Origin of the sequence: Pinibacter aurantiacus (genome assembly GCF_019130065.1) — a bacterium.
GTDB lineage: Bacteria > Bacteroidota > Bacteroidia > Chitinophagales > Chitinophagaceae > Pinibacter > Pinibacter aurantiacus.
In genome coordinates, this window is record NZ_JAHSPG010000015.1 from 172,654 (window position 1) to 190,081 (window position 17,428).

A 17,428-nucleotide genomic window follows, 5' to 3' on the forward strand; every position below is an offset into this window, starting at 1 on the left:
AAACAAGATGTTTAAGCCATGTATCTGAGAAACTGAAATTACTTTGAATGTAAGAAAAGTTCAACCAGTGATAACACATACGTAATTTCTTCCGGTGGCGCACTGGTTGTAATTTCTCCTAAATAATCGCCGTGTCCTCCCGGCAAGATCGCAAGTTGTCCGTTTGAAAATAGCCTGTACAAAGCCACTGTATGTTCTGGTGTCATTACATCATTTACTGCAGCAACAACAAGCGTTGGCGCTTTGATTGATTTAATATCAGCCTCGTTCCAATCCTTAAAATTCTGCATGCGCACAGCGTCTCTTTTAAACATAGTCATTAGCCCGGCTGAGTCGTTATTGATCTTCAGATACGCATCACGCAATTGCTTTGGCATGTTGTCGATAGTGGCATGGTTCATTCCATCCCAAAAAACCTGCGGTATCCCATCGCGTCTGTACATAGAAGAAGCGATAATCAGCCTGTTCACTAAGTTCGGATGGCGGATAGCAACCTGCATAGCCGTATTTCCACCGTTACTGAACCCAAAGAATGAAGCTTTGCTAATGTTTAGTTGTTTAAGCAAGGCCGCAACATCATCAGCATCCTGTTCAAAACTGGAAGGCGCATTTCTATCCGATGTATGACCGTGCGCCTGTAACTCCACAGCAATCACCTGGTTGTATTTCGCCAGCGCCGGAAGTATCTTGCCAAAAGTGGCGTAGATCGTTGAGCCGCCACCATGAATCAACACCAACGGTTGCCCGCTACCGTGTATTTCATAATACATATTGATGCCGTTAACACTGGCATATTTACCATTGCTTCCGGTTTGTTGCGCTTGCATTGTATTGAGGTTCATAATCATTGAAATTACCATGATTGAGGCTGCTATCAAAAAACGTTTCATCATCCTGATTTTCCTCAAAATTAAAAATCTCCGTCCAACTTAATAGCGTGTAAATGCGACAATTAGCGGGTTTGTTTTACCATAATATTATTTTCCACATACTGAGGTTTGTCACTTTTTTCTTCGTAGGCTTTTCGTTAACTTACTGGACATAACCAACAAGTTTACCTGAAAAACAACGATGCTATGCTAAGAGATTATTCAACCATCAGTCCATCTGCCAGGGCTTTGCTATTAATGAAAGGAATTACAGACATTCCGTATGCCAGGGAAGCGGCCGAACTTATGATGCGTCCCGAACCTTATGAACCGGATTACGACAATAAAGACGCGAGGTTATGGGCAAGAATATTACACTTTGAAGCGCGTTATTTTAGTATTAATGAAATGCTTGAAGATATTGACGCACATAATATTCTTGAGCTTTCTTCGGGCTTTTCTTTTCGCGGTTTGGAAATGACCACGGTTAAAAACCATCTGCACTATATCGACACAGACCTTCCCAATATTATTGAATCAAAAAAAGAAATTATCGAAGACCTTGTAGATGATGTCCGAAAACACAGTAAGCTTGAACTATTGCCTTTAAATGTGTTAGACGATCATCAATTTTCTAAAGTAGTAAAGCATTTTGAAAAAGGACCGATAGCAATTGTGAACGAAGGTCTGTTAATGTATCTTGAAACGAAGGAGAAAGAAAAGCTTTGTGAGATCATCCATCACATACTCAGAAAAAGAGGCGGCTATTGGATCACAGCTGATATCTATTTTAAAAAAGATCTCAGCAAAACATTGAAGCGTAAAGATGCATTGGGAGAGTTCACAGAAGCTCATCGCATTGATGAAAAGAAATTTGATGATGAACAAACAGCCAGATACTTCTTTGATCGCATGGGTTTTGTGATCGACAAAGTGAATGAGATCGATTATAAAGAATTAAGCGCCTATCCTTATTTTGTTGAAAATCTTACGCCAGATCAGGTGGAAGAATTCCGCAAGATCGGCAAAATAAGAGAAACATGGAGGTTGAAGGTTAAGTAGAAGATAAACACCGGAAAAGATCACATACTAAGAGTGCATAAAAACTTGAAAGAATGTTGCTTGTCATCCCGAGGAACGAGGGATCTGGGTCTTAAATCAGCTTCCCGTTGTATACAGTCACCCAGATCCCTCCTTCGTCGGGATGACAAGCAGTCATTGCCTATTAATGCGTCTTTGAACTAAGGCCAAAAAAATCCGTGTAAATCAGTCCAATCAGCGTCATCTGCGTGCCCTCTCCCTACATCGTTTCCTTCATCTCTTTTTCAGTTTCTCGCGGCCTCACAGTGAGCGTATTCGTTTTACAATTCCATATGTTTACATAATGTTCGCTAACTACCACATATTGATCCCATTCTGCCATCTTTTCATAAAGCATCAACGTGCAAATGTCTGTCGCGGTAATAAAATCACCCGTTTGCGAATTGTGCGAATGAATGGAGCCCACTGATTTTTTGCCATCCTTCTCTCCATAATACGAAGGCAAAATATTGGCATGTAGTTTCTTTTTTGTCAACACCTTTCCATCCTTATCAAACGTTAGCAAATAATCATTTCCAAAAATAACAACGCCTTTCTTTTCGGCACCGGTAAGAATATATACTTTCCTCTCCCCCTTAACAACAATGGGAATGAGATTCAATGATGTATTTTGAAAACTCTCGAACAAAGTATCTGATACCATCAATTTCTTCGCGGCTTCTCTTATCACAAACAGTTCTTTCTCGTTTTTTGAAAATGACCTCTCGGTAACATCAAGCCTTGCAACACTTGTGCTGTATGTGCTATCAAACGTGATCGTACCGAGCACTTTCGGTTTCTCGTTATTCGAATAAAAGACACATCTTGTTGAATCCCCGTCAGCGTAAGAAAAGTATCCCCCGATATTGCCTTTGTCGGTATATTTCTCCAAAAATAAATCTGTACCGTACCACGAAGCCATCTCCGATCGGTAAAGCATTTTTCCTTCTTCCACAATTGGCGCCGCCATTTCCGACAGATCTTTTTGAGCAAAAGCAGTGAAGGAAAAAGAAAAGAAAGTGATTAGAGAGAGTGCGGTTGTCTTCATACGATTGTTGTTAATTCAGCCATTAAACAAAAGTAAATTAGGAATTTAAAAGCAATAATTAAGAATTAGGAATTAAGAATTGTCTATGTGCGATAGTCAATATCAAAAGTACCTCTTCAGAACATGCTAGAAAATAGAACACAACTGAACAGAGCCAAACCTAAAGCCTAACAACTTTCAACTATCAACTCTCCATTCTCCACTCTCCACTCTCCATTTTCAACTCTCCACTCTCAACTCAAAAAAGGCAATGGCCCCGGAGAGCCGGAGCCATTTTTGTAAACCTTAAAAACACCCTGATACACCTTATTGTAACTGCAACATTTGGACTATCTTTTTTGTGTCATTTCTATGAGCAGCAAAATTGCGTTGTTTGTTAATCCTTCTATTTCTACTTTATCAATGTCTTGCAGGCCCAATCCATCCCTTGCATGCAGCAACCTTTGATCTACTTCGCTTTCACCTTCTATTGCAAAAACATACAATGAATTTGCAGGATTTTCCATAAAATAGGCAACCTCTTTTTTTGAAGAGAGTTTGCAAATGGTCACCCTGAAAGAAAGGGCCGGATTAATCTCTTTCAATTTCATATCAACCAAAACATTTTTGTAACCATCAATGTCAAACTGAAAGAGTTGTGGCTTTTCAAATTTTTCCATAAACGATCCAACAATACCGATTTGCAAATAATTCACCAGTGCAGATTCATATGGGTTCTTAACCACAAACCCTGAATTCTTCTTGTAGAAACCGCACTGCATTTCACCAGAGTGAATCACCGCATGCGTTCCTTCGTTATCGGCATACTCAACGGTGCCCACAATTGGCAGCAACACTGTGTACATATCTTCCTCAAACTTTGTAAGCGAAACATGGTTGCCTGCCAGTGTATTATCATTTAATAAATGCAGGGGGCCAAAAGCCTTTTTATGTTCGTTGAAATATGTACCGTAGTTAAAAGTTGCAAACACTCTTAGATGATCGTTTTCAAAATGACCGCGTTGTTCCGCGATATACATTTTTGCACGTAGTTGACTAATCATATCTCCAATGTTTGAAGTGTATAAATTCCTAAGTTTTCACTAAGGCGAAACTGGTTGATGATCATTTCACAATCATCATCATTGTAATTTTCAGAAGTAATCATTTGGTCTCCTACAGTGTCATGCCATATCAAAGGCTGCGACATAAAATAAATTGCCACCGCATGTGATGCACTGTTTGTAATATCGGATTGAATGATCTCAAACTGAAAATTCCTGAATCGTAAAAAAGATCTTCCTAAGTTATTCAGCACATCGGGCACCTGGTCATTCAATTCTTTCAAATAATCAATGATGGCGGCACTTACAAGGAAATTCAATTTATTGGCGCCGGACACGTCATCAATCATTTGTTTGTACGTCGTGTGCTTCTTCTGCTGATTGTAGAATTGTGCCTGCATCTTAAACTCTTGGTAAGTTGCAGCAAACACATTTCTGCACCATTCATCGCTGTAATTGGCATCTATTATTTTCTTGTAACAAAGTGTAATGATCCTTCGCTTCATAGTCTGTGCTTTATTAGGGTTCAGGCGGCCGATGGCCTGCTGCCAGTGCGTTGAACAACGACGTTTGCTCTGGTAAATTTTGCAGCGCTTCATTCATGAAATCCGATGCATTTAAAGCTCCGGCTACCGGCAACTGGCCACTGGCAACCATTCACCTTATGCATTTGCTTTAATGGTAATAGACAGCTCAAAACCTTTATCAACACTGCCTGTCACAGTTGCCATTTCTTTCGCTACAGAATCGCTGAAAACATTGTCTGCGTTGTTATATGTGTAACCACTGGTTCCTTTGGTATAACCGTATGCAGAGCCTGTGCTGTTCACCGTGATGGCTAATGTGTCTGGAAATGCTATTTGTGTAACAAGCAAGGAAGTGCCACCTGCGTTGTATACATGCACATGTATATGCGTGGCACGACCTTGATACCAACCAGGGAAAATAGATTCGAACGTTACGAGACCGTTGGCGTCTGTTACCTGCCTGCCGCGTAACCAATGCACAGCTTGAAAGTTGGTAGACTGCATTTGCGTGCCGCCATACTCGGAGTAATTGCCATCTACATCGCAATGCCAGATGTCAACGATCGCTCCTTCAAGCGCTGTACAATTATTTTTACTGTTAACAATGGTAATTTTTGCCGTAAGTGGCGAGCCTATTCCATCACCTTTTGTAATGTCACTTCGTACGTACGAAGAAGGTTGTTTTGTTGGAAACGGACCTCCTGTTTCTGTGGGAGAAACCGAGCAACTGGTATCTGTCGTAACATCGCTGCTACTACCCGAGGACTCGTCCGATGAGGTTGAAGCAGAGTCGTTGTTTTTACTGCACGCATGTATTAACGGAGCGACAGCGACAATGCCTAAAGCAGAGAATGCATGCTTTACGAAAAGCTTTCTGTCCATAAAAATTGATTTTAAAAAAACAAGGGAGTAGAATTATAGCATGGTATTCTCTGTATTGTTCTATCCGAAATTATATGAGAATACAATCGGATAGAGCAATGTCTCGGTAAACAAAGGCGATGTACCGATGAAGCGAATTAATAATTAATAATTAGTAATTAACAGGGGTTCAAAAGTGTTTGCAACACACTAACGACGCATATCTTGATAAGTTCGCAGTCTTAAAAACGAAAGATAAAAATCAGTGCAAATCAGTCCAATCCCTGCCCGAACAAATTCATTTCGGCGGGAGCGTCATCTGCGTGCCTCTCTATCTGCGTGCTATCTCCTGCAGACTTGCGGCATAGCTATTTCCAACAGGAAGTTCCCTGCGGGACGTAAGGGTTACTTTTTTCGAACTAATGAGTTTTATTCCGGCGACTGGAATGATATAACTGCGGTGTATACGAATAAATTTAGTGGCAGGTAATTTCTCCTGAACGCTCTTCAACGTCATCAAAGACAATACAGGCTTATGATTCAACTGATGAAACAACACATAATCTTCCCTTGCCTCAATAAATTCTATTTGTGACAGATCAATTTTTACCTGCTTGTATTCACTCCACACAAAGAAGTCTTCCTGAAGTGTTTCTGTTCCTTTTTCATTACGCTTAAGCACCTGCAAAGCTTTCTTCACTGCTTTTTCGAAACGTTCAAAGCTAATAGGCTTTAGAAGGTAATCCACCGCTTCGAGTTCAAAACCTTCGAAAGCGAATTTTTTATATGCTGTGGTAAAAATAACCGCGGGTTTCTCGTCAAGTGAAGCAACCAATGAAAGCCCCGATATATCGGGCATATTGATGTCTACGAACAAAATATCTACAGGATTATTGCGCAAAAATTCGCTACCTGCAATAGCATCTTCAAATGAATGCAACAGCTTCAGCTCCCCAATCCTGCTGATGTATTCCTGCATAAGAGCCAATGCCAGAGGCTCGTCATCAATCGCTACACATCTGAGTTTCATACTATTCGCTAAATTGTAAAGTTAGTTTCACATCGTAATAACCATTCGCATTTTCTATTTGCAAACTGTGCTTGTCAGGATAAAGCAGTTGTAATCTCTTGGTTGCATTTTCAATTCCCTGCCCCGCTCTTTCCAGTTGTTCACTTGCTAAGAATATCTTGTTGTGAGTGGTAAAAACAAGCTGCGTATCCTCTACCGTTAAATGAATGTTCAACACTGAGGTTTCATGATTACTAACGCCATGCTTGAAAACATTTTCGATAAAAGTCATCAGCAGCAAAGGCGCAATCTCTCTGTCGTCACTGTCTCCTGTAATTTTAAAACACAACTGCACATTCTTGCCCAACCGTAATTGCTGAAGATAAATGTAATCTGCAATGCAATCCAGCTCCTCCTTCAACGACACAAAATCTTCATGCACATCATCTGTTACATACCGCATTATGTTCGATAGCTTCATGATGGCGTCCGGCGTTTTCTCATTTTTCAGCAACGAAAGAGAATATATATTGTTAAGCGTGTTAAAAAGAAAATGCGGATTTATCTGAGCCTTCAAAAAAGAAAGTTCTGCTCTCGCCTTTTCAGACTCTGTGGTGAGTAGTTTTTGCTCCGCTTTTGCGAGCCTCCGCGAATTCTCTAAAGCCAGGCTCAGCGCTATGATCAGGAAGTACAGAAATAGGCTTACAATATCGATGTGCTGCCCCCTTCTTTGCCCAAAACCATTTGGCGGTGGAGGCTGTACATTCTGTGGGTTGAGGCTGGGAGGCCGCATTTCTCCCGGATCACGTGGCATGGGGGCCAGCGGCATCCTTTCGCGAAACATTCTTCGTTCGCTATTGGTCATCTCTTTTTCATTAAACTCCCTTCGCTTGAATGTAAGCAGATCAAAGGGCCGCAATGTAAGTGTCAGAAAAAATAACGCAATCAATATCAACGCGTACCAGATCTTCTTACCAGCGAAATAAAGCTTTGGCAACAGCACAAGTGTGTGGACATAAAACAGCGAACAATAGAAAGCAAAATACACCCAATACGCACCCGAAAACAAAAAACGTCCAATACCGTTACCATTGTTATACCCTGCAAAAAACAATACCGGCAGGGATAAAAACAATATCCAGCCGATGAAATGCACAAGTATAACTGAGATGTTTAGCTTCATTATGACAACGAATATAGAGACAATTAGGAATTAGAAATTAGGAATTAGGAATTAGTTGCTGGCGCAGGCGCTCCGATTTATGTTAAACACTATAATTATCAACCAGCTAAAACTTCTTTGCACAAATGCACTTTTCTAATTCCTAACTTCTAATTCCTAATTCGCCCTCACTTTGTCGCAGTCTCCCCTTTTGCCTGCAAAACTTTGCAAGTATTTTTAAGTATTCATTTGCATCACATGCCTGCATCCGTCTCATCTGCTGTTCCATTAACAACGCCGAAAGCGACACGCCGCGAATGGCTGGGCCTTACTGTGTTGGTACTGCCAACAATGCTTGTGTCTATGGACATGACCATTACCTATCTGGCGCTACCGGCCATCAGCGCGGCATTGAAACCAACAAGTGCAGAACTCTTGTGGATAACGGACATCTACGGTTTTCTTGAATCAGGCCTGCTGATTGTGATGGGTACTTTGGGTGATAGAATCGGGCTTAAAAAATTGTTGATAACGGGTTGCATTTGTTTTGCAGCCGCATCAACATTGGCTGCGTTTTCAACGAGTGCTTTCATGTTGATCGTATCCCGTGCCATCATGGGCATTGCAGGCGCAACACTGCTGCCGACCACTTTATCCATCATTCGGAATCTGTTTCACAATGATGTTGAGCGCACTTTCGCGATGGGCCTGTATACGACTTGTTTTTCATCCGGCACAATGATCGGACCAATGGTGGGCGGGTTTCTGTTGAATCACTTTTGGTGGGGCTCTGTATTTTTAATCGCATTGCCGATCATGTTTTTGCTTTTGTTGTCCGCACCATTTCTTTTGCCGGAGTTCAAGGATAACAATGCCGGCAAACTTGATCTGCGAAGCGCGGCATTGCTCATCTCTTCCATGCTGTCTGTTATTTTTGGCGTGAAGCGATTGGCCGAAGATGGCTTCTCCTTAACTCCTTTACTGTTCATTGCAACAGGAATTGCCGTCATGATACTGTTTATAAAACGCCAGCAAACCCAGCAGCATCCATTGTTTGAGCTTAAGCTATTTAATAGCGTTTCCTTTACAACCGCACTACTTTCTTTGTTTATCGCACTATTCAGTTGGTCGGGAATGTTCTTCTTTGTGGGGCAATACCTGCAATTGGTGGTTGGGTTTGATTCGTTTACTGCAGGCCTTTGGACAATCCCCTCCTCGACAGGCAGCATTATTTTGTGTATGCTGGCACCCTTATTGGTAAAGCGTTTCCCAAGAGGTCGCCTTATTGTAAGTGGCATTATCATTCTCGCTATTGGCATTGGCCTGATTTCGTTTATATCAACTACTTCACTCGCATTGTTGATCGTCGCAACTGTGCTAATGTCGGGCGGCTGCGGCCTTATCGTTACGCTTGGAATTGACATGGTAGTAGCAAGTGCGCCCCCGGAAAAAGCAGGCGCTGCCGCAGGAATATCCGAAACAAGTACGGCCTTGGGTGGCTCGCTCGGGATAGCGCTGCTGGGAAGTTTTTGGACGCTCTTGTACCGGCATCAGATCGCCAAACATATTCCTGCATTAACTCAGCAAAAAGATACAGAAACAATAAAAAACACACTAGGTGGCACCGCAGCCATGGCAAAAAAATTCGCAACTTCGGAAGCAACGAACATCTTAAACGAAGCCCGTATCGCCTTCGTGCATTCGCTCAATATTACTGCAGCAATTTGTGCATTGATTATTGCGTTCGTTGCAATTCTCACTGCGAAGAAATTTGGAGCCCCAAAAAATCCTGGTAGACCTGCCTGAGTTTTTCTGTTAAAATACATATAATAAAATGCCTTTTTGCTATCGTTTAAGAATCAATGCTTTCTCTATCATTTGCCATAAAAACAACATTTGTAACTGATTAAAAACATGCCTTTAACAAAATGCTTTTGATCGATGTCATAAAATGCCAAACTAACAGGCTGTAGGTTTGCCTAAGTTTCCTTTCGATTTTTTTACTAACGATTGCTTGCCATATTCTTAAACGATTGCTTGCCATATAAACCAAGAATGTTTATATGGATTTAGGTTACAACACACCGGCACAGGTCATTGACTACGTAGTAGAAACGGGCCATAAAAAATCTACACTTCCCGCAATAAAAATGTTGCTTCTCGGGATTATGGCCGGCATTTTTCTTTCACTTGCTGCACACGCTACCGTCATCGTAACACACAACGTACCCTATCTTGGTTTTGCACGTCTCATAAGTGGTTTGATATTTCCGGTTGGTCTTGTTTTGATCCTCTTAAGTGGATGCGAGTTATTCACCGGCAATACGCTGATCATGGTGAGCTGCCTGCAGAAGAAAGCAAGCTGGAAAAATTATGCAAAAAGTTTATTCTTTGTTTACATAGGAAATTTAATCGGTTCATTGCTGGTAGTTGTTTGTTTGTATTGCTACAACCATGACTGCCACACCGATAATCTCGTAAGCGCATACAACATCAAAGTTGCTGCCACTAAGAGTTCTATGACTCCTTCAGCAGCACTGATTTCTTCCACCTTTGCCAACCTGCTCGTGTGCATGGGCGTTTGGTTCTGCTATACCGCAAAAGATGTTGCGGGCAAGATCTTGGGCATATTTTATCCGATATTTCTTTTCATCGTACTTGGCCTCGAACACGTAGTTGCCAATATGTATTACATACCAATGGGCCTACTTGCAAAAACAAATTCTGCTTATCTGCAAGCTGCAAAAGACATGGGAGTAAGCGCAGAAAAGCTTTGCAACCTTACTGTATCAAATGCCATCATTAACAATATTATTCCTGCAACTATTGGCAACCTTGTTGGCGGAGCACTTATGGTGGGTGCATTTTATTGGTGGATGTTTTTAAAGAATGACCAGAAATCAGTGAAGTCAAAACATGATTGTTACTGATCGATTTTAATAAAATTTAAACAGTATTATTATGAACACAGACCTTTCTTTAAGAGAGTTTAAAAAAGGAGCATGGAACAAAAACATTGATCCTGCAGACTTTGTAAAAAACAATATTACTCCGTATGAAGGAGGAGCCACTTTTCTGCAAGGCCCCAGCAAGAAAACGCTTCGAGTATGGAGCGCAGCTAAAGTAGCTTTGAACGAAGAAAGAATTAACAACGGCTGTCGTTCGATCAATACAGAAGTGGTTTCAAATATAACGGCGTTTGGCCCTGGCTATATAAAAAAAGATGACGAAGTGATTGTTGGTTTGCAAACTGAACTTCTGTTGATGCGTGCCATGAAACCTTTTGGCGGCATCAAACTGGTACAGTCTGCGGTGGAAGAAAGAGGTTTAAAAGTTTCTGAACGCGTGGTTGATATTTTTAACTATGCAAGAAACCACAACCAGGCAGTGTTTGATGCTTATGATAGCGAAATCAGAGCATACCGCTCCAATCACGTGTTAACAGGTTTGCCCGACAACTACGCCAGGGGCCGCATCATTGGCGACTTCCGCCGAATGGCACTCTATGGGGCCAATGTACTTATTGAAGCAAAAAAATTTGACTATGCCAATGTTTCAGGAGAACTGACTGAGCATAAAGTTCGCCTGCGTGAAGAGCTTTCTTTGCAGATCAATGCATTGAAAGATATGATAGTGATGGCGAAAGGGTATGGCATTGACGTAACACGCCCTGCCGAAACTGCACAGGAAGCGATACAATGGACATACATTGGTTATTTAGCAGCCATCAAAGAACAAGATGGTGCCGCAATGTCTCTTGGTAACGTATCTTCTTTCTTTGATATTTACATTGAACGCGACCTTGAAGCGGGCATTATCACAGAAGAAGAAGCTCAGGAAATGATCGACCAGTTTGTAATGAAGCTTCGCCTGGTTCGCCACTTAAGACCTGCATCTTACGATGAAATATTTGGCGGTGATCCTACATGGGTAACAGAATCTATTGGCGGACAATTCCACGATGGTCGTACAAAAGTTACCAAAACATCTTTCCGCTTTTTGCAAACATTGTACAATTTAGGGCCTGCACCTGAGCCAAACCTTACAGTGCTTTGGTCAAATGATTTGCCTGAAGAATTCAAAAGCTTCTGCGCACAGGTTTCTATTGATACTTCCTCATTACAATATGAAAATGATGATGTAATGAGATGCGTTCGCGGATCTGATGATTATGGCATCGCGTGCTGCGTTTCTTACCAACCAATCGGCAAACGCATTCAGCACTTTGGTGCAAGGGCAAACATGCCAAAAACATTGTTGCTGGCACTAAACGAAGGACGCGAAGAAGAAAAAGGCATTCAAATCATTAGCGGCGTTCCTGCAATACCCGAAGGCGCTTTAAGCTACGACCTCGTGTTGCAACAATTCAAATTTGCTTTGAGCGAATTGGCGAGAGTGTATGCAAAATCAATGTTTATTATTCATTACATGCATGATAAATATTATTACGAAAGGGCGCAAATGGCTTTGATAGATACAGATCCGGGCGTTGACATTGCTTACGGTGCAGCGGGCATTTCAATCATTGCAGATTCACTGAGCGCTATTAAATATGCAAAAGTCACTCCTGTTCGCAATAGCAAAGGACTGACTGTCGATTTCAACATCGAGGGCGATTTCCCTAAATATGGTAACGATGATGATCGTGTTGATAATATTGCGAAAGAGATCACTTCTTTCTTTATCGGGGAACTGCGCAAACATCAAACATACAAAAACGCAGTACCTACATTGTCATTGCTAACCATTACATCCAATGTAATGTATGGCAAAAACACTGGGGCAACTCCAGACGGACGTAAAGCAGGTGAATCATTTGCTCCCGGCGCAAATCCAATGCACGGAAGAGATTGCACAGGAGCAATCGCTTCTTTGAACTCAGTTAGCAAACTTAGTTATGAAGATGCGCAGGACGGCATTTCCAATACCTTCTCAATGATCCCTAAATCATTGGGTTCCACAAAAGAAGAACAGGTTGAAAACCTTGTTGCTACTTTGAATGGATATTTTGGTCATGGTGCACATCACCTCAATGTAAACGTGCTTAATCGGGAAACATTAATGGATGCCTATAATCATCCGGAACAATATCCTCAGTTAACAATACGTGTTTCAGGATATGCGGTTAATTTTGTTCGGTTGTCAAAAGCACACCAACTGGAAGTGATCGCGAGAACATTCCATGAAAGCATGTAGTTTTAATTGAAAATTGAAAGTTGAAAATTGAAAATGCCTTAGGTTAAAATTTGTTTAGGGAAATTAGGCATTCATTGTCCGCTAAAGAACATGGAGTGTCGCACAACCAACAACTTCATTTTCAACTTTCAACTTTCAATTTTCAATTAATGCTTCAGTTATTCAGTCATTCAATAATTCAGTCGCCATGGCCCTCTATTTTCCACTCCAGGACACCGAGCAGGATACGTTAAACACTCTGCATCCGAATGATCTTCGCATTCATTCGCTTGAAACATTTGGAACGCACGATGGTCCTGGTGTTAGAATGGTGATCTTTGTGCAGGGTTGCCAGTTTCGGTGTCTGTATTGTCAAAATGTAGATACGCTGGATGTGAATGGCGGCACAATGGTTTCCATCGATGAATTGGTAACACGTGCCATCAATCAAAAAGATTATTTTGGTCACAAAGGAGGCGTCACTGTTTCCGGAGGCGAGCCGCTGTTGCAAAGGTCAAAATTGATCACCTTCTTTAAAAAACTTCACGACAATGGCATCAACACCTGCCTTGATTCCAATGGCAGATTGCTTGATAATGATGTTAAAGAACTACTGCATCATACAGACCTGATTCTTCTTGACGTAAAACATATTGATGACGACTGGCACCACAAACTATGCGGTGTTTCGAACAAGCCTACTTTAAAGGTTGCAGAATATTGCGAAAGCGTTCAGCAAAAAATGTGGCTGCGTTACGTACTGGTACCGGGCTGGAACGACCAACCGGAATTTGTTGAAAAATGGGCCCGCCAATTTACAGGTTACAAAAGTGTGGACCGTGTTGAAATTCTTCCTTACCATCAACTGGGTATGCACAAATGGCGTATGATGGGACTGCCTTATCAATTAACAGACGTCACAACTCCTTCTACTGAGATCAAAGAAAGAGTGTTACACACTTTTCAAAAATATTTCGCTGACGTGCGTTTGAAGTGAGCGCACAGATGACACTCCCGCCTGATCGGACGGGCAGGGATTTGACTGATTTTCACTGATCTTCTATCGATATATTGCCTACTTGAAAAAGTAAAGTCCCCAAGTGAGGGACTTTTTTAGTTTAGATACTTCACCAAATCCGGTCTTACTAAATACTCGAAAAAATCCGTGTAAATCCGTCCAATCCGTGTCATCTGTGTGCATTCTTTGTAACATAAGCTTCGTTGATTAAATTTGATCAATAATTCTTCAAATTGTAACCATGGACAACATCACACTTCAGTTAAACGACAGAAACCGCGGCGCTTTTTTTTACGAGGAAAATGATCAACAAATAGGCGAAATGGAAATTGGCATTAACGGACATGATATGGCTGTATACCACACTGAAGTAAAACCGGAAGCAGAAGGCAAAGGCATTGCCAAAAAGCTGCTGGAAACAATGGTGAACTATGCACGACAGCACCAGTTGAAAGTTATTCCATTGTGCCCATACGTTCATGCGCAATTTCAACGACACCCTGATCTGTACAATGATGTCTGGAAAAAATAATCCGGCATAATTTCTGTCACCAATATTCCTTAAAACAAAAACCACCCATCGTGTTGCCAACAAATATTATTGCCACGGCTGAAGCCGAAAATAACGGTGAGCTGTATACGATCAACCTAAATGTAAACGGCCACAGTCTTATAGCAGATGAACTTACGGAAAAAGGAGGCCTTGACCTTGGCCCTGCTCCCGGAGATTATATCTGCATGTCGCTCGCATCCTGCACTGTTATTACCCTGCGTATGTACGCCAATCGCAAAGGCTGGAATCTTCAGAAGATACATGCCAAGGTTAATCTTGTATCAGGCAAGGCATTGCCATCGGGTAACAACACATTTTATGTAGAGCTTTCATTCAGCGGTGATCTTACCGACGAACAGCGCCAGCGTTTGATGGAGATTGCAGATGCTTGTCCTGTTCACAGGCTGTTAAAAAAACCGAATGACATTATCACGATGCTTGCGTAGGAATTCATTTAAAGTCAAAAGTGAAAAGTAAAAAGTAAAAAATGGGTTGCAACCTAACGTATAGGGAGTGAGAAGGGTGGATATAAGGTTTTGACTTTTGACTTAAACCGCTGCCAAATTATTTTTGTATGGAGAAAAAGATCGATCACATATTAGAAGGAAGAGAAAAAAGCATAGGCGAAGAAACTATTTTACAACCTTTACCACATAAGGATTTCCGTTTTGCGAACCCATTTATTGTTTTGCATCATTTGCCGGAGCATCAGTATTCACCACACTCTCCTGCGGAACGTGTACATCCGCATCCGCACAGAGGGTTTGCACCGGTAACGTTTATGTTTCAGGGTTCAGGATACCATAAAGACAACCAGGGCAATGAAGGTGTTATCAATGCAGGAGATGTGCAATGGATGTTTGCAGGAAGTGGATTATTACATAGCGAAGGGCCAACAAAAGAATTTCTTGAAAAGGGTGGTAACTATGAATTCATTCAGCTTTGGATAAATGTACCTAAGGCGCACAAATGGGAAGCGCCCAACTATCAACAAGTCTCCGCAAGCCAAATGCCATCGCTCTTTAACGAAGAAGGCATCAACTTAAAACTAGCCAGTGGTGAATATGGAAATTTCAGCGGACCGTTGCAATCATTCACTCCTATCGTTTCTCTTTTTGGAAGCATAGCAAATGGCAAAACGATGAAACTCGCTGCCAAAGAGGGTTACTGGACCTTGTTATATTTTTTAAAGGGTGCAGCAAATGTGAATGGCAGTCATGTAAAATCGCACGAGCTGATCATCTTTGAAAAAGATAACACAGACATTCAAATAGCAACTGAAGCTGACTGCAAGATCATTTTTCTATCTGCCGAGCCAATCAACGAGCCCGTTGCCGCCAAAGGAAATATCGTAATGAACACCGAAGAAGAAGTTCTGCAAGCGGAACAAGATTACGCCGATGGAAAGTTTGGAACGCTTGATTACTAGTTGATAGACTCGGTGCCCCACCTTATTCCTAATTCCTAATTTCTAATTCCTAATTTCACGCATGATCCAGGACAACATCCTCCTTATAATATCTCTATTACTTGGCGTTTCCATGCTGGCGATGCTTAGCGACAAGCTGCGCATTTCTTATCCTATATTTCTTGTTGTGTCGGGACTTTTCATCAGCATTATTCCCGGCATTCCTGATATACAATTACAGCCGGACCTCGTATTTCTGATATTCCTTCCACCATTGTTATATGCTGCTGCATGGAACACATCCTGGAAAGATTTCTGGAAATGGAAAAGGCCCATTTCGTTGCTGGCCTTTGGTTTGGTAATCACGACGGCCTGTGGTGTTGCATTCTTTTCATCTTATATCATTCCAAATTTCGGATTGGCATTTGGCTTTTTATTGGGCGGCATCATTTCACCACCAGACGCTGTTGCCGCAACAACAGTAATGCAAGAATTAAAACTACCCAAACGAATTGTTACCATACTTGAAGGAGAAAGCCTGGTAAATGATGCAGCGAGTTTGATCGTATTTCGCTTTGCGCTAGCCGCTATTCTTATTGGCAACTTCAACATCTGGAAAGCTGAGGCCAACTTTTTATACGTTGTTGCATTAGGTGTATTAATCGGTATTGCCATTGGCTTTGTCATTTACTCGATACACCGCTACTTACCCACCACGCCAAGCATTGATACAGCTGTAAGTTTGATGACACCTTATATCATGTACATCGCGGCGGAGCATTTTCATAGTTCAGGTGTGTTAGCTGTGGTAAGCGGCGGTTTATTTCTTACTTACAGATCACAAGATATTTTTTCATACAGCTCGAGATTACAAATGCAGCATGTTTGGGATACAGTTGTTTTTATGCTGAATGGTGTTGTATTTATTCTGATTGGCCTGCAACTGCGCAGCATTATCAATGGTATCCAGGAATACTCCATCATTGCTTCCATTGGTTATGCATTGTTGATTACTCTGCTGGTGATCGTTATCAGAATAGCGTGGATATTTCCAAACACATACATACCAAGGCTTTTAAGTAAAAAGATCAGAACAACTGAGCCTAAACCAACATGGCAAAATGTGTTGATAGTGGGTTGGAGCGGAATGCGGGGTGTGGTGTCGCTCGCATCAGGATTGGCAATTCCCTTAACATTATCTGATAAAACGCCTTTCCCCCATCGCGATCTTATTTTGTTTATCACATTTATCCTGATCCTTGTGACATTGGTGTTTCAGGGCTTAACACTTCCCTGGTTGATCAAAATATTGAAAGTACATTCTGAAGAAGATGAATCGCAACTGGAACTGGCTGTACGTCTACGATTGGCAGAAGCTTCGCTTGAGCACATGGATAGCCACTATTCAGAACTTGCAGACAACGATGCCTATATTCGAGTGAAGGAACGTTATGCCCGCATGATAGATATAGCAGGCAAGCGTCTTAACATGGAAACGAATGCAGCAGAGGCTCCTGCATTTCTTCCCAAATACAGACAAATGCTAATTGATCTTGTTGCCATCAAAAGAAATGAACTCAACAAAATGCGCCACAACAATAGCTTTCCTGATGAGTTGATACGCAAGAAAGAATTAGAACTGGATTTGGAAGAAGCGCGATTGCACAAATGAGGG

Annotated in this window: 16 protein-coding genes; 9 read left to right on the plus strand and 7 right to left on the minus strand. The window is 41.6% G+C overall.

Annotated elements, in window-relative coordinates:
- Positions 1–38: 38 nt before the first annotated feature.
- On the minus strand, positions 39–842 hold the full coding sequence (locus KTO63_RS19155; protein ID WP_232373254.1) for an alpha/beta fold hydrolase: 804 nt from the start codon (positions 840–842) through the stop codon (positions 39–41).
- 234 nt (positions 843–1,076) lie between these two features.
- On the opposite strand from KTO63_RS19155, the gene KTO63_RS19160 reads away from it, so the two are divergent.
- The gene (locus KTO63_RS19160) at positions 1,077–1,931 is read left to right on the plus strand and encodes a class I SAM-dependent methyltransferase (protein ID WP_217793350.1); all 855 of its coding nucleotides are present in this window, start codon (positions 1,077–1,079) and stop codon (positions 1,929–1,931) included.
- A 238-nt stretch (positions 1,932–2,169) separates the two neighbouring features.
- On the opposite strand, the gene KTO63_RS19165 is transcribed toward KTO63_RS19160, so the two are convergent.
- The 6 genes from KTO63_RS19165 to KTO63_RS19190 form a co-directional block, all read right to left on the minus strand.
- Complete coding sequence (locus tag KTO63_RS19165) at positions 2,170–2,997, minus strand: hypothetical protein (RefSeq protein ID WP_217793352.1); 828 nt, start codon at positions 2,995–2,997, stop codon at positions 2,170–2,172.
- 329 nt (positions 2,998–3,326) lie between these two features.
- Positions 3,327–4,040: a pirin family protein gene (locus tag KTO63_RS19170; protein WP_217793354.1), complete on the minus strand. Its 714-nt coding sequence runs from the start codon at positions 4,038–4,040 to the stop codon at positions 3,327–3,329.
- Positions 4,037–4,546, minus strand: a complete 510-nt coding sequence (locus KTO63_RS19175) for a hypothetical protein (RefSeq protein WP_217793356.1) — start codon at positions 4,544–4,546, stop codon at positions 4,037–4,039. Before KTO63_RS19175 ends, KTO63_RS19170 begins: the two co-directional genes overlap by 4 nt.
- Before the next feature lie 156 nt (positions 4,547–4,702).
- Complete coding sequence (locus tag KTO63_RS19180) at positions 4,703–5,449, minus strand: dioxygenase family protein (RefSeq protein ID WP_217793358.1); 747 nt, start codon at positions 5,447–5,449, stop codon at positions 4,703–4,705.
- A gap of 310 nt (positions 5,450–5,759) precedes the next feature.
- Complete coding sequence (locus tag KTO63_RS19185) at positions 5,760–6,458, minus strand: LytR/AlgR family response regulator transcription factor (protein ID WP_217793360.1); 699 nt, start codon at positions 6,456–6,458, stop codon at positions 5,760–5,762.
- A 1-nt stretch (position 6,459) separates the two neighbouring features.
- Positions 6,460–7,620 (minus strand): sensor histidine kinase, encoded by a 1,161-nt coding sequence (locus KTO63_RS19190; protein ID WP_217793361.1) that lies wholly within the window; start codon positions 7,618–7,620, stop codon positions 6,460–6,462.
- Between the two features lie 237 nt (positions 7,621–7,857).
- Between KTO63_RS19190 and KTO63_RS19195 the strand changes: the two genes are divergently transcribed.
- The 8 genes from KTO63_RS19195 (at position 7,858) to KTO63_RS19230 (ending at position 17,425) form a co-directional block, all read left to right on the plus strand.
- On the plus strand, positions 7,858–9,405 hold the full coding sequence (locus tag KTO63_RS19195; protein ID WP_217793363.1) for an MFS transporter: 1,548 nt from the start codon (positions 7,858–7,860) through the stop codon (positions 9,403–9,405).
- 257 nt (positions 9,406–9,662) lie between these two features.
- Complete coding sequence (locus KTO63_RS19200) at positions 9,663–10,529, plus strand: formate/nitrite transporter family protein (RefSeq protein ID WP_217793365.1); 867 nt, start codon at positions 9,663–9,665, stop codon at positions 10,527–10,529.
- Positions 10,530–10,560: 31 nt separating this feature from the next.
- Positions 10,561–12,795, plus strand: coding sequence for a formate C-acetyltransferase (gene pflB, locus KTO63_RS19205; RefSeq protein WP_217793366.1), 2,235 nt, complete (start codon positions 10,561–10,563; stop codon positions 12,793–12,795).
- Positions 12,796–12,982: 187 nt separating this feature from the next.
- Complete coding sequence (pflA, locus tag KTO63_RS19210) at positions 12,983–13,771, plus strand: pyruvate formate-lyase-activating protein (RefSeq protein ID WP_217793368.1); 789 nt, start codon at positions 12,983–12,985, stop codon at positions 13,769–13,771.
- Between the two features lie 262 nt (positions 13,772–14,033).
- The gene (locus tag KTO63_RS19215; RefSeq protein WP_217793370.1) at positions 14,034–14,324 is read left to right on the plus strand and encodes a GNAT family N-acetyltransferase; all 291 of its coding nucleotides are present in this window, start codon (positions 14,034–14,036) and stop codon (positions 14,322–14,324) included.
- Between the two features lie 50 nt (positions 14,325–14,374).
- On the plus strand, positions 14,375–14,791 hold the full coding sequence (locus KTO63_RS19220) for an OsmC family protein (RefSeq protein ID WP_217793372.1): 417 nt from the start codon (positions 14,375–14,377) through the stop codon (positions 14,789–14,791).
- 128 nt (positions 14,792–14,919) lie between these two features.
- Entirely contained in the window at positions 14,920–15,774 is an 855-nt protein-coding gene (locus tag KTO63_RS19225) for a pirin family protein (RefSeq protein ID WP_217793374.1), read from the plus strand.
- A gap of 61 nt (positions 15,775–15,835) precedes the next feature.
- A complete protein-coding gene (locus KTO63_RS19230) occupies positions 15,836–17,425 on the plus strand; it encodes a Na+/H+ antiporter (RefSeq protein WP_217793376.1) in 1,590 nt (529 codons plus the stop codon).
- Positions 17,426–17,428 lie beyond the last annotated feature (3 nt).

Bases quoted from the DNA above. Each gene is read 5' to 3' on its own strand.
- KTO63_RS19155 (WP_232373254.1), bottom strand. From the start codon at position 842: ATGAACCTCAATACAATGCAAGCGCAACAAACCGGAAGCAATGGTAAA.
- KTO63_RS19160 (WP_217793350.1), top strand. From the start codon at position 1,077: ATGCTAAGAGATTATTCAACCATCAGTCCATCTGCCAGGGCTTTGCTA.
- KTO63_RS19165 (WP_217793352.1), bottom strand. From the start codon at position 2,997: ATGAAGACAACCGCACTCTCTCTAATCACTTTCTTTTCTTTTTCCTTC.
- KTO63_RS19170 (WP_217793354.1), bottom strand. From the start codon at position 4,040: ATGATTAGTCAACTACGTGCAAAAATGTATATCGCGGAACAACGCGGT.
- KTO63_RS19175 (WP_217793356.1), bottom strand. From the start codon at position 4,546: ATGAAGCGAAGGATCATTACACTTTGTTACAAGAAAATAATAGATGCC.
- KTO63_RS19180 (WP_217793358.1), bottom strand. From the start codon at position 5,449: ATGGACAGAAAGCTTTTCGTAAAGCATGCATTCTCTGCTTTAGGCATT.
- KTO63_RS19185 (WP_217793360.1), bottom strand. From the start codon at position 6,458: ATGAAACTCAGATGTGTAGCGATTGATGACGAGCCTCTGGCATTGGCT.
- KTO63_RS19190 (WP_217793361.1), bottom strand. From the start codon at position 7,620: ATGAAGCTAAACATCTCAGTTATACTTGTGCATTTCATCGGCTGGATA.
- KTO63_RS19195 (WP_217793363.1), top strand. From the start codon at position 7,858: ATGCCTGCATCCGTCTCATCTGCTGTTCCATTAACAACGCCGAAAGCG.
- KTO63_RS19200 (WP_217793365.1), top strand. From the start codon at position 9,663: ATGGATTTAGGTTACAACACACCGGCACAGGTCATTGACTACGTAGTA.
- pflB (WP_217793366.1), top strand. From the start codon at position 10,561: ATGAACACAGACCTTTCTTTAAGAGAGTTTAAAAAAGGAGCATGGAAC.
- pflA (WP_217793368.1), top strand. From the start codon at position 12,983: ATGGCCCTCTATTTTCCACTCCAGGACACCGAGCAGGATACGTTAAAC.
- KTO63_RS19215 (WP_217793370.1), top strand. From the start codon at position 14,034: ATGGACAACATCACACTTCAGTTAAACGACAGAAACCGCGGCGCTTTT.
- KTO63_RS19225 (WP_217793374.1), top strand. From the start codon at position 14,920: ATGGAGAAAAAGATCGATCACATATTAGAAGGAAGAGAAAAAAGCATA.
- KTO63_RS19230 (WP_217793376.1), top strand. From the start codon at position 15,836: ATGATCCAGGACAACATCCTCCTTATAATATCTCTATTACTTGGCGTT.